Raw genomic sequence first — 12,197 nt, 5'->3', positions numbered from 1 at the left:
ATATGACGTAGCTTTAAAAAATGTACTAATGCTTTACTATCCAGAAACCAACATATATCGTTTTCTAATTCAACGCATTTAGTATATTATAAAACTCTACTTATAAAAAATATATATCTAATCTCATATACAATAAAAAGTTTTTAAAAAAGTGACCTCCACCATAGGCAGAAATCACTTTATTAAATATATATTCAAATTATTTTTTCTCAGAAATTATTTCTTTAACCTTCATCAGCCTAGTTAATGCACTTCTCTCATTTTCTTCAAGCTTCATTCTAATATACTTTATAGTTTCTTCAAGTTCTGGTATCGTCCTATACTCAAGTGCATTAACTCTTCTCCTTGTCTTTTCTATTTCGTCAGCCATAAGCTGGCAGCTTTTCTCAATCTCTGCAAGCTTCAAAAGCCTAGGCAGTACGTTATATAGCTGACCTATAGAATCGTCAAGCTCTGAAGATGTACTGGCAAAGCCGTAAGGAAATATGCTTCCTTTATCCCCTTCTAACTTTCTCTTAAAGTCCATAACTGGCACGTTGACACTCATTATGTTCTTGCTTTTTATATCAACAGTTATGTTCTCTTTAGGATAAGCAACTGCTTCTTCTAAAAACTCCGAACTCATTACTGCACTTGCCATAACAAAATCTTTTAAAGAGCCGTATAGCTCCTGCTCGACTTCTTTTCTAAGCTCATTGTTGTACTTTACTAGACTTATAAACTGCCTCATAAGCTCATCTTGTTTATCCTTCAAAAGCTTGTGTCCTCTAGTTGCTGTAGCTAATCTTTTTTTAAGCTTGGTAAGCTCCATTCTCGTAGGATTAACATTAAGTATTGCCATAAACTATTCACCCTCTCCTAAAGGTAAATATTTTTCTAAATATTCTTCTCTGATTCTTTTAAGCTCACTCTTAGGAAGTATTTTTAGCAATCCCCATCCAATATTTAAGGTTTCCTCAATGGTTCTATTTGAATAAAAGCCTTGTGCTACGTAGTTTTTTTCAAAAGCCTCAGCAAACTTAGCAAAACTTTTATCTACCTCTGATAGAGCTGATTCTCCAAGGATTGTTGCAAGTTCCTTTGCCTCCTTACCTTGAGCATAAGCTGAGAATAATTGATTTAGGGTATCTGAATGATCTTCTCTTGTCTTTCCTTTACCTATCCCTTTATCTTTTAACCTTGAAAGTGACGGTAATACATCAATTGGAGGCATAACACCTTTTTTATACAATTCCCTTGAAAGAATTATCTGTCCTTCTGTTATATAACCTGTTAGATCTGGAATAGGATGAGTCTTATCATCTTCTGGCATTGTAAGAATAGGAATCTGAGTTATAGACCCTTCCTTCCCTTTTATTCTTCCTGCTCTTTCATAAAGAGTAGACAAATCTGTATATAGATATCCAGGATAACCTCTTCTTCCTGGAACTTCTTTTCTAGCTGCAGACACTTCTCTAAGCGCTTCGCAGTAATTCGTTATATCTGTCATTATAACAAGTACATGCATCCCCTTCTCATAAGCTAAGTACTCCGCAGTAGTAAGAGCCATTCTTGGCGTTGCTATTCTCTCTATCGCTGGATCTGACGCAAGATTCATAAACAGTACAGATCTATTTATAGCACCAGTGTCAGTGAACTCTTCCACAAAGAACTCTGCTTCTTCAAAAGTAATTCCTATAGCTGCAAATACGACTGCGAACTTAGAATCAGAGTTTAGAACCTTTGCCTGTCTAGCTATTTGTGCAGCAAGTTCCGCATGTGGAAGCCCTGAGCCTGAAAACACAGGAAGCTTCTGTCCTCTAACCAATGTATTTAATCCATCAATGGCAGATATACCTGTTTGAATGAATTCAGATGGGTAGTTTCTTGCCACTGGATTGATAGCCTCTCCAGCAATATCAAGCCTTTTCTCTGCTATTATCTTCGGACCTCCATCCTTAGGTCTTCCCATACCATCAAATATTCTCCCAAGCATATCTTCAGAAACTCCGATTTCTAAAGGTCTACCTAAAAACTTTACTTTAGTTTTATTTAGATTGATCCCTGAAGATCCTTCAAAAAGCTGTACCATTGCTTTTTTTTCATGTACTTCAAGCACTTTACCTCTTCTTTTTTCTCCAGTATGCAATTCTATCTCTACAAGCTCATCATATTTGATTCCCTCAACATTATCCACGATCATCAAAGGACCTACTACTTCTGTGACTGTTCTATACTCTTTAAGCATCTAGTACACCTCCTTCTGCTATAAGATTATCTATATCTGCCTTAAGTGCTTCCGAAATGTGGTCTATTCTTGAAAGTTCATTTTCTGATATATACTTACTTCTAGAAATTCTTTCTCTTGAAGGAATGTTAAGTATTTTTTCTAGATATATACCATTGGAAAGTGCTCTTTCAGCCTCTTTCTTAAAGCTTAACACTAACTTAAGCATCTTATATTGCTTAGTTAACGTAGTATATGCATCTTCTTCATGAAAGGCATTTTGCTGAAGATAGTCTTCTCTTATGGACTTGGCAACCTCAAGCTTCAATCTATCAGCTTCTGATAATGCATCTATGCCTACAAGCCTAACAATTTCCTGGAGATTTGCTTCCTCCTGTAATAGTGTCATGGCTTCTGTTCTCAAGGCTGACCACTGCTCATCTATATTTCTATCCATCCATTGTCCAACTCTATCTGCATATAAAGAATATGAATTAAGCCAATTTATAGCTGGAAAATGTCTTCTATATGCAAGCTGGGCATCCAATCCCCAGAACACTTTTACAATTCTTAAAGTAGCTTGAGATACTGGCTCAGATATATCACCACCTGGAGGAGATACTGCCCCTATAGCGGTAATGCTACCTTGTCTTTTTTCAGTACCTAAACATACAACTTTCCCTGCCCTTTCATAATAGTCAGCTAGTCTAGAGCCTAAATAAGCAGGATATCCTTCATCACCAGGCATCTCTTCAAGTCTACCTGACATTTCTCTTAAAGCCTCTGCCCATCTCGATGTAGAATCTGCCATTATTGAAACCGAATATCCCATATCTCTAAAATATTCTGCTATGGTTATTCCTGTATATATAGATGCTTCTCTTGCAGCTACGGGCATATTGGAGGTGTTTGCTATAAGCACTGTACGTTTCATTAAACTCTCTCCAGTTTTAGGGTCTTTAAGTTCTGGAAACTCATTAAGAACGTCCGTCATCTCATTACCACGCTCACCGCAACCAACATATACTACAATTTCTGCATCACCCCATTTTGCTATTTGATGCTGCACCACTGTTTTTCCTGCTCCGAAAGGCCCAGGAACTGCTGCCGCTCCACCTTTTGCTACTGGAAAAAACGTATCTATTACCCTTTGACCAGTAACCATAGGTTCTACTGGATTTAGCTTTCTTCTATAGGGTCTTCCCTTTCTTACCGGCCACTTCTGGAGCATAGTTATTTCCTTAACTCCATAGTTAGTTGCTATAGAACAGATTTTTTCTTCTACAGTAAACTCTCCACTTCTTATATCCTTAATAGTGCCTTCAACCCCATATGGAACTAATATTTTTTGTTCTATAACTGAAGTTTCTTGTACTGTTCCTAAGATATCACCTGCTGAAACTTTATTACCTATATTCGCTACTGCTTTAAAGATCCATCTTTTTTCCCTATTTAAAGCTTTTATAGATAGTCCTTTTACAAGAAACGCACTGTTAGAAGCCTTCATAAAGGCATCTAAGGGTCTCTGAATACCATCAAACATTGATTCTATCAATCCAGGTCCTAGCTCTACAGAAAGCGGTTCTCCAGTTGATATTACCGGATCTCCTGGTCCGATACCTGCAGTCTCTTCGTATACTTGTATTGAGGCTCTATCCTGCCTCATCTCAATTATTTCACCAATTAACCCTTTTTCTCCAACCTTAACTACATCATAAAGGTTGGCCTCTTCCATTCCTTCAGCAACAACCAAAGGTCCAGAAACCTTTATTATCCTTCCTGTCTTCAATATACCAACCTACCTTCCTATAAGATGTTCACTCCTACTGCCTTCTCAACATTATCTCTTATTCTTCTTAATCCTATATTTAAAGATCCTTGGTTGCTAGGAATAAGTATAACTGCAGGGAGTGTTTGTTTACTATATCTCTCTATTGTATCTTCAATATCCTTTGCCACTTGTTCTGTGACAAAAATAACGCCATAATCCTTCATAGCTAGTCTATCTATAGTTTTTCTCGCCTCTTCCACCTCAAAAACTGGAAACACCTCTATGCCTAAGGCCTTAAAAGCAAGCACTGAATCCTTATCTCCTACAACTGCTATACCTTTATACATATACCTCACGCAGCCTTTCTCTTATAACTTCTGAAGGAATGTTATTTAACTTTCCAACCATTATAATCCTTAAATTCTTTATCTCACTTTCTTTTGCAAATATATAGGCTAATATAGGCTCTGGTCCAAAAGTTACATACTTAGCATCCTTCATAAACTTCATTAGGTAATTATCACTAAGTTTTTCTATGTTACTAGCAGATTCCGTTTTTATATAATGGTCAATGCTACTTTTAAGTACCATTGCGTACTCAGTATGAGCTAGCTTATTATATATATTTTCTGGAGCTTCATTTAATAGAATAAGCAACTTATCCTTGTCTAGCTTTCCTCCAGTTAATAAAGTTTCTCTAAAAAACTCTCTTCCTTTTTTAAGTTTTTTCACTCTTAATAAGGTTATTATATTACTTAGATCTATTGAAAAATCTACATACCTTCCTATGAAAGGATTATCTAGTAGTTCTGAAATATCCCTTATTGCCTGATATTGATATCGATCTACTATTATATCTATCCTCTGAGGATCTTTTTCCTTTGAGAAATCTAAAAGAACTTCTTCTATTGCCTTTGCCATAACCTTAGGTATATCTCTATAACTTTCATTCATTACAGCATCACTTAGCTTCTCAAGCTCTACAGTTCCTATATTAACTAATATATCCTTCATATCCTTTTCAGAAAGTTTGCTTTTTATTAGAACTTTTATATTATGAAAGTCATACTTAATGCTCATCAAGTCAACTATCTCTCTATAAGGACTAACCTCATACATTAGGTTAAATACTCTCTGTAATTCATTACTCAATACTCCCTCATAAGCTCTAGGATTACTTGAGTTATTTAAAACATTATTATACTCAGTTTCCTGCAGTATTTTTAATACCTCTTCAGTAGAAGCTGCATCAGTCATCCTATCAATTTTAGCTTTATCAAGGAGTCTGTTTTCAAGCACTCTAATCCTCGGAATAACCTGGGTAAAATCCATAGCCTCCATATATTTAAGCCTCCTCAATTAAAATAGAATACTTGCTACCTCTGTTTCCAATTCATCCCTACAAGAACTTATTAGCGCCTCAAAGGTATTATTTATTTCCACTCCATTTTTCTCCAGTATAAAACCACCTCTAAAATTTCTAGTTTCTTCGCTTATTGTAAGCGTCCCAACCTTGCCCATGTTTAAAAGTTCTGTATTAAGTTCAGCAATGAAAGAACTATCCACAATGTCTTTTCCATAAGAGTTAAGTATAAGCTTCTCATCACCTTTAATATCTGCTTTTAAAATTACCGACTTTAAGTATATTAAGAAATCATCTTTAGTCATAGAACAAAGATCATTTAAAGCTTGCTGAAACACCTCATCCATTATTTTCTGCTTAAGCTCAAGCTTTTCATTTCTCAGTTTTAAGGATGCAGTTGACAGCATTCTTTCTCTCTTTAATTCAGCTTCTTCATAGGCTTTAGCTATTATAGTTTTTTCTACTTTTTTTGCTTCTTCAAGCGTTTTTCTTACAACCAACTCTTTCTCTTTTTCAGCTTCTTCTAAGATTCTTTTACTCTCACCTTCAGCATCTTTAAGTATTTTATTAACTAAATGCTCTATTTTAGACATTTATATCACTCCAAACCCTCAACAAGGTATCTTATTACTTATTTAACAAACAAAACCATGAACAGTGATGCTACGAAGCCTAAAACTGCATAGGTTTCAACCATAACTGCATATATTACACCCTTCATTACATCGTTAGGCCTCTTAGCTAAGATTTGTACCCCAGCTGCAGCTACCTTACCTTGCCATATAGCTGATCTCCAACCTGCTATAGCAACAGGAAGGCAAGCCATGAAATACTTTAATCCTAAAGATAAACTAGGAGCATCCCCTCCAAAAATTCCTATCTTAGTAAATAATAATAAAGCTATAACAAATCCATATAACCCCTGAGTACCAGGAAGCGCTACAAGAATAAAAGTCTTACCAAACTTTTCTGGCTCTTCTGTCATAAGCCCTGCTGCTGCTTGACCTGCAATTCCTATTCCTTGTGCAGAACCTATGCCTGCGAGTCCTACTGCAAGTGCAGCCCCTAATAGTGCCATTATCAAACCATTACTTGTTGATTGAAAAAATTCTACCCATGTATTCATAACTTCATTTTCTCTCCTTATTATTTAATCTTTATATATTTATTTGAAAAGTTGTATGGAGTAAATTTCTTGCCCCCACCTTCATAAAACTTGTTAAAGAACTCCAAATACTGAAGTCTTGCTGCATGCACATACGCTCCTAAGGCATTTACCAGTAAATTAAAAGTATGCAAACCTACAAATAAGAATGGCGCTAATACATATTTGTAAGGCGATGGAATCAGGCTGATTATAAGATTTAAGGCATTAGCAATAAATCCTGTAGCTAGTCCTAAAGCCAATAATCTAGAATAAGAAACTATATCGCCTAAGTAGCTTGTTATACCATAAACTCCATATACCCCCCAACCTATCTTTCCTCCTATAGTTGGAGCGCTTCTACCTTGTGTAAGCAATAGAACTACTAAGCCTACCACTATCATTATTAACCCTAACTTTCCTCCTATACCTAAAATAGCTATAAGTATCCCTATTAGTGTTATATACCAAGTTAATACGTCATATATAGCAGCCCTTATATCTCCTGCTCTTATAAGCATATAGCCTTTAATCCCAAGACCTATAAATATGTGCACTATCCCAAAGCCTAAGGACATTATAAATATTGTTGTTATATCTCCTGTACTATCTAATAACTTTGGCGGAACTATTCCAAAATAGCTTGGAAGATCTCCAAACCAACCTCCATATATTGCTCCCCATATAACCGTAGATAATCCAGCTAAGAAGAACAGCTTGTAACTTTTTCTCTTTTCCTCATCCTTTACCCTATAGAGCGCAAAACTGGCTGCTGCAACTATAATCAAACCATAGCCTGCATCCGATAACATCATGCCGAAGAATAAGAAATAGAATATAGAAAGTATTGGTGTAGGATCTACTTCAGAGTAAACTGGCATGCTATACATTTCAATGACGCCCTCAAAAGAAGCTGCGAATTTATTGTTCTTAAGCTTAATTGGTACCTGCTCTAGCTCTTCTTGTCTTACTTCTTCAAACTCTATATAGTAATCTGATCCAATTGCCTCTTCTATAGTCCTCTTCAATTCATCATTGGCTTCAACAGGATTCCACCCAGAAATAGCTATTACATTTTTTGTTTTTAAGAAGTTAATAGAAACTTGTAGTTTAGTTATAAGGTTATTGTAGTATTCATACGCAAACAATAATTCTTCTCTTTTATCTTCAAACTTAGATATAGCTGCTATTATGTGTTTTTTCTCTGCTCTTATTTCTTCTATCTGTGTTAAATTATTTTCTATATATTCTTTTGGAATACTTTTTATATCTGAAGTAAAAGATGTGAACCCGTAGTTTTTTAAAATTTCCTCAGTAAGGTCAGTTTCACAATTATGAGTGATGACCAATAGATATAGATCCTGATTTGTTCTCTGCACGATCTCTATATAAGAATAATTAAGCTTTTCTTCTAGCTCTTTTAATGCATTGCTTTCATATTGCTTTGATAAGGTTCCTAATATAGCCTTTGAAGCTTTGAATTGTTTAAATCTAGAAGGTTCAACATCTAAAGCTTCCCAGTTCTTTAGCTCGTCAATGGCTCCCTTAAGTGAATTAATTTTGTTATCTAAATCACTTAAATAAATTTCTTTAGCTTTAAGCTCTTCATAAACCTCATTCCAATCACTGTCTGTAGCAATAGCTTCTAGCTCATTGATAGTAACTTCTCTTTTATCCTGAAGCATAGAAAGTAAAGGTTTCTTTTCTGGAAAAAACTTATTTATAAAGTCTATTGAAAAAGTTATTTTCGAAAGACATTGTTCATAAACTTCATACTCTTCTCCTAGGTTATCTTTCATTATAGTTCTACTATTCTGGTCATCTTCTAACTTTTCTTCAGCTTGAAGATTAATAAATTGAACCTTTTTTAATTTTTGCAGAGCGGTTAGAAGCTTATCTTTGTCAGATTGGATAGAGAGTAATGTAAATTTATTCATCTTAACTATTGCCATGAATATCCACTATCCTCTCAATTATTAATTTCACCGCACTATGTTTTTTTTCTTCTGTAAGGTTTTTATTTATTTCATCTAACTCTTTATTTGTCTGTATGCTAAGAGTTTCAATTTGCTTTTTAGCCCTTTCAGTAGCAGAATCTAATAGTTTCTCAGCTTCTTCTTTGCTTTGCATTAAAACTTTTTTATATTCTTCTTCACCAAATTTTGTAGCACTTTTTATTATTTCCTTGCTTTTTTTGTTAGCCTCTATTATAAGTTTCTCTGCCATCTTCTCTGCATTAGTTATTTCTTTAACTGCTTCTAGTGCCAAGCCTTCATCCCTCCTCTATACCACCAATATACATTAATGCTTTATAGGTTATTTAATAACGCTTTATTATTAAAGGATACCATGTTTTCAGTTATTTTTCAACTCATTTTCATTTTTTTTACATCCATCAACGGACTTTTTATACATTAAAAAATGATAAGGATTATTTTTACGAATATATATTTTTACTTAAATATAAAATTTCAGCCACTTTAATTATACTTATTCACTATTATTTATAAAAAAGTGCCACTTCTATTCGGATTACCTTTCCAAATAGAAGTGGCACTTTTTCTCTTTTACCTATATTTAATAACATCGTTGAAATCAAGTGGTCATGAAGGAGATGCTATATGAGCAATCTATTAGCTCAAGCTCATTTAAGCATAGGATGACTGACCACTTAATTTCAACCCAGTACTTTAACAGCGCCTTTATTTTTAATATTCCCTCTGAAGATATATCATATTATCTGCATCATCTAAGTCAAATATTATGTAATTAGTCTCCATACAAAACTGATTATTTTCCAAATACTTTTTAACATCTAAATCAAACTTTTCTATATGAGCTCTCTTTAGATTCATATCCTCTTTTAAATTGTCCTTTATTATTCTTTCCTCTTCCTTGGTAATATCTCTATTCAAAAAGTCAGGAAGCCACTTTTTCTTATTATATCTTAGATAATCATATTTGATTATATCTCTTACTGCTTTATCATTTTCTCCGCTAAATCTATAATTATTAAAGTCTACAAAGGCTCTATAATACTCTGTGTTTCCTATATTTATATTAAAATATCCTCTATCATAAAAATACTTACCCATTTCATGATAAAAGTCAAAAGGACTTTCAAACTTACTTAAGAAGTATTTTAAAATAGTATTAAACTTTTGAGAATTATAGTATTTATCCACTATTTCTTCTACCTTTTTAAGCTCTAAAAGTTCTTCGTAGCTTATATCCTTTGATTTTAGGATTTCATAGGGAGCGTAAGGCGCATAAACTATACCCCACTTTTCAGCTTCTTCTCTCATAGAAGATCCCTTTAGAAGTTTTAAGAATCCAAGCTGTATTTCATCAGGTCTTATAGAATGCACATCATTGAAGGAATCTTTAAAAGATGAAAAATCCTCTCCTGGCAGACCTGCAATTAGATCTAGATGTTGCTTTACGTTATTGGCCTTAGCTATCCCTACAACCTTATCCTTTAGAGTTTCAAAACCAACATATCTATTTATATTATTTAAAACCTGATTATTAGTGGTTTGAACTCCAACTTCAAGCTGAATTCTTCCTTTAGGCGCTCTGTTTAACAATTCTATCTCATCATCTCTTAATAAATCTGCTGATATCTCAAAGTGAAAAGTAGTTTCAGTATCTTGCTCTATGAGAAAGATCCAGATTTCCTTAACAAAATCATGCTTGCAATTAAAGGTTCTATCAACAAACTTAACAAGTCTTACCTTTTCATCAATAAAGAACTTTAGCTCTTTCTTTACTCTGTCTATATCTAGAAATCTAACCCCATCTGCTGTAGAAGATAAACAATACTTACATTTAAACGGACATCCTCTAGAAGCTTCATAATAGACAATCTTATTATGAATCTCCTTATCCCCTTCTTTATAAGGGAATACTAATTTATTCATATTCATCTGAGGTCTTATACCATTAAATAGAATACCATCTTCAGCTCTGTAATAAAGGCCTCTAATTGATTTTATTTCTCTTTGACCAAGTTTATATTCTACAAATTCCTTAAAGGTCTCTTCTCCTTCGCCAGCAATTACATACTCTCCTAAGTTCTCCTTAAGGAAATTCTCACTGTCATAGGAAACCTCAGGTCCACCATATAATATCTCTATATTGCTATCAACTAGCTTTATTAGATTTGCAAGCTTATTTACATATTCCATATTCCAGATATAGCAAGAAAATGCCACCACATCTGCCTTCTCTGTTATTATCTGTTCTAGTATTATTTCAATTCTGTCATTAATGCTAAATTCTCTTATTTTACATTCACATGGTAACTCTTCAGTATAGGCTTTAAGATAGCGTATAGCTAAATTACTATGTATGTATTTTGAATTTACCCCTGTTAATAATATTTTCATCCGCTGTTCTTTCCCTTCTTTTTGCTTTCACAAAGTAAATTTTATCATAAAAATCAACTTTTTCTATTTCAAAATAGCTTTCTACAACTTTTTTTAGAAGATCAATATTAAGTTGATTGATAGGATTTAGATCTCTATATTTAAAGGATTTAGTTTTTTCTCCTGGAAGTAGCACATTTATCTTGGCATTTACTATCTCCTTTGATTTTTTATCATAATCCCATATATAAAGATAACCATCATCTTTTATCAAATCCCACACATGTTTTATTATACCTCTTCTTTCGCTATTAGTATAAATTTTTCCCATGGTAAAAAATAAAACCGCGCCATCGTAAAATACTTTTTCCTCTTCAGCTATAGTTTTACTATCGCTATAATAATCCACTGATATCTCATCATCCATATTCTTTTTCAAGTTATATATTATACCATAGTTTTCTTTTCCTATATCAAGTAAATCTCCATCTAAATTTATCTCTCTTAAATCTAAAGTATATTCCATATAATACCACCTTTGTTAATATTATCTTAAATTAGTATTCTACATAAAAAAAAGAATTCCTCTAAATCACCGGAATTCTTTTTCAGTATTCTACAAGTCTTTTTCTTTATCGTAATTCATAATTACTGTATCATAATAGAAAAGCAAATATCCTGCTGTAGTTATTTGTGCTTCTCTTAAAATCTCTTTTGATACTTTGTAATACCTTTGCTCTGTATCCTCGATTTCCATATACTTATGGTGGACGCTATTTGCAAACTTAGCATTATTTTTAATGAATTCTTCCACACTATTATATCTTTTTGTCCCAGCCATTATTGAAAAATTATATTGTTTAAATAATCTATCTATAATCCAAAGCTCAAACTTTCTATGACTTTTTAATAGCCTGTTATTAACATGATGAGGAACAGTCATGTCTTGAATCAAGTGTGCTGAAGCTCCTAAGAAAAACAACCCCTTATGTTCCTCTCCATTCTTTATAAGCCTTATAGACTCTTCATAGTACTTTTGGCACTCAACTAGTGCATTTGAAAAACCATATAAGCCTCTTTCTAATTTATAATGATAAAAATGATTGGTACTTTTAAAGTCTTGATCCGCCCAAGTGACTCCATCATTTAAATGCTTTATATGTTTTTTATAGAATATATAGGCATCGTCATACCCGTCATTTTTCAATATCTCTACCGCTTGTATATTTATATATTTATGAACAACACAATGAGTTTTCACAGCCATCTTCTTAACAGGATTAACTGCAACCATAACTCCTCTGGCCATCCTACCATAAGTTTTTTCCATCTGTCTTCTCATAATT

At 33.5% G+C, this 12,197-nt stretch carries 12 protein-coding genes; all 12 read right to left on the bottom strand.

All coding sequences use genetic code 11. The features are described from left to right. Positions 1 to 199 precede the first annotated feature (199 nt). The 12 genes from GXK57_RS06025 to GXK57_RS05970 all read right to left on the bottom strand — a co-directional run bounded on the left by GXK57_RS06025 (position 200) and on the right by GXK57_RS05970 (position 12,193). Entirely contained in the window at positions 200 to 841 is a 642-nt protein-coding gene (locus GXK57_RS06025; RefSeq protein ID WP_160672990.1) for a V-type ATP synthase subunit D, read from the bottom strand. A gap of 3 nt (positions 842 to 844) precedes the next feature. After that, positions 845 to 2,227: a V-type ATP synthase subunit B gene (locus GXK57_RS06020; RefSeq protein WP_160672987.1), complete on the bottom strand. Its 1,383-nt coding sequence runs from the start codon at positions 2,225 to 2,227 to the stop codon at positions 845 to 847. Next, on the bottom strand, positions 2,220 to 3,995 hold the full coding sequence (locus GXK57_RS06015; protein WP_160672984.1) for a V-type ATP synthase subunit A: 1,776 nt from the start codon (positions 3,993 to 3,995) through the stop codon (positions 2,220 to 2,222). Before GXK57_RS06015 ends, GXK57_RS06020 begins: the two co-directional genes overlap by 8 nt. Before the next feature lie 17 nt (positions 3,996 to 4,012). Continuing rightward, the gene (locus GXK57_RS06010; protein ID WP_160673488.1) at positions 4,013 to 4,324 is read right to left on the bottom strand and encodes a V-type ATP synthase subunit F; all 312 of its coding nucleotides are present in this window, start codon (positions 4,322 to 4,324) and stop codon (positions 4,013 to 4,015) included. Then, positions 4,317 to 5,318: a V-type ATP synthase subunit C gene (locus GXK57_RS06005; RefSeq protein ID WP_160672981.1), complete on the bottom strand. Its 1,002-nt coding sequence runs from the start codon at positions 5,316 to 5,318 to the stop codon at positions 4,317 to 4,319. The genes GXK57_RS06010 and GXK57_RS06005 overlap by 8 nt, the downstream gene beginning before the upstream one ends. Positions 5,319 to 5,336: 18 nt before the next feature. Beyond that, positions 5,337 to 5,933 carry a V-type ATP synthase subunit E gene (locus tag GXK57_RS06000; protein ID WP_160672978.1) on the bottom strand — a complete coding sequence of 199 codons (597 nt, stop codon included), beginning with the start codon at positions 5,931 to 5,933 and terminating at the stop codon, positions 5,337 to 5,339. 38 nt (positions 5,934 to 5,971) lie between these two features. After that, complete coding sequence (locus GXK57_RS05995) at positions 5,972 to 6,466, bottom strand: V-type ATP synthase subunit K (protein WP_160672975.1); 495 nt, start codon at positions 6,464 to 6,466, stop codon at positions 5,972 to 5,974. A gap of 20 nt (positions 6,467 to 6,486) precedes the next feature. After that, positions 6,487 to 8,436 (bottom strand): V-type ATP synthase subunit I, encoded by a 1,950-nt coding sequence (locus GXK57_RS05990; RefSeq protein ID WP_160672972.1) that lies wholly within the window; start codon positions 8,434 to 8,436, stop codon positions 6,487 to 6,489. Next, positions 8,423 to 8,752, bottom strand: a complete 330-nt coding sequence (locus tag GXK57_RS05985; protein WP_160672969.1) for an ATP synthase F0 subunit B — start codon at positions 8,750 to 8,752, stop codon at positions 8,423 to 8,425. Before GXK57_RS05985 ends, GXK57_RS05990 begins: the two co-directional genes overlap by 14 nt. A 440-nt stretch (positions 8,753 to 9,192) precedes the next feature. Then, positions 9,193 to 10,872, bottom strand: coding sequence for a B12-binding domain-containing radical SAM protein (locus GXK57_RS05980; protein ID WP_160672966.1), 1,680 nt, complete (start codon positions 10,870 to 10,872; stop codon positions 9,193 to 9,195). Continuing rightward, entirely contained in the window at positions 10,829 to 11,377 is a 549-nt protein-coding gene (locus GXK57_RS05975) for a hypothetical protein (RefSeq protein ID WP_160672963.1), read from the bottom strand. Before GXK57_RS05975 ends, GXK57_RS05980 begins: the two co-directional genes overlap by 44 nt. Positions 11,378 to 11,467: 90 nt before the next feature. After that, a complete protein-coding gene (locus GXK57_RS05970; RefSeq protein ID WP_160672959.1) occupies positions 11,468 to 12,193 on the bottom strand; it encodes a zinc dependent phospholipase C family protein in 726 nt (241 codons plus the stop codon). Positions 12,194 to 12,197: the final 4 nt, after the last annotated feature.

It is taken from the genome of Clostridium sp. C8-1-8 (assembly GCF_009928445.1).
Lineage (GTDB): Bacteria > Bacillota > Clostridia > Clostridiales > Clostridiaceae > Clostridium_AR.
This window is presented reverse-complemented; position numbering and strand designations above follow the sequence as displayed.

Bases quoted from the DNA above. Each gene is read 5' to 3' on its own strand.
- GXK57_RS06025 (WP_160672990.1), bottom strand. From the start codon at position 841: ATGGCAATACTTAATGTTAATCCTACGAGAATGGAGCTTACCAAGCTT.
- GXK57_RS06020 (WP_160672987.1), bottom strand. From the start codon at position 2,227: ATGCTTAAAGAGTATAGAACAGTCACAGAAGTAGTAGGTCCTTTGATG.
- GXK57_RS06010 (WP_160673488.1), bottom strand. From the start codon at position 4,324: ATGTATAAAGGTATAGCAGTTGTAGGAGATAAGGATTCAGTGCTTGCT.
- GXK57_RS06005 (WP_160672981.1), bottom strand. From the start codon at position 5,318: ATGGAGGCTATGGATTTTACCCAGGTTATTCCGAGGATTAGAGTGCTT.
- GXK57_RS06000 (WP_160672978.1), bottom strand. From the start codon at position 5,933: ATGTCTAAAATAGAGCATTTAGTTAATAAAATACTTAAAGATGCTGAA.
- GXK57_RS05995 (WP_160672975.1), bottom strand. From the start codon at position 6,466: ATGAATACATGGGTAGAATTTTTTCAATCAACAAGTAATGGTTTGATA.
- GXK57_RS05990 (WP_160672972.1), bottom strand. From the start codon at position 8,436: ATGGCAATAGTTAAGATGAATAAATTTACATTACTCTCTATCCAATCT.
- GXK57_RS05980 (WP_160672966.1), bottom strand. From the start codon at position 10,872: ATGAAAATATTATTAACAGGGGTAAATTCAAAATACATACATAGTAAT.
- GXK57_RS05975 (WP_160672963.1), bottom strand. From the start codon at position 11,377: ATGGAATATACTTTAGATTTAAGAGAGATAAATTTAGATGGAGATTTA.
- GXK57_RS05970 (WP_160672959.1), bottom strand. From the start codon at position 12,193: ATGAGAAGACAGATGGAAAAAACTTATGGTAGGATGGCCAGAGGAGTT.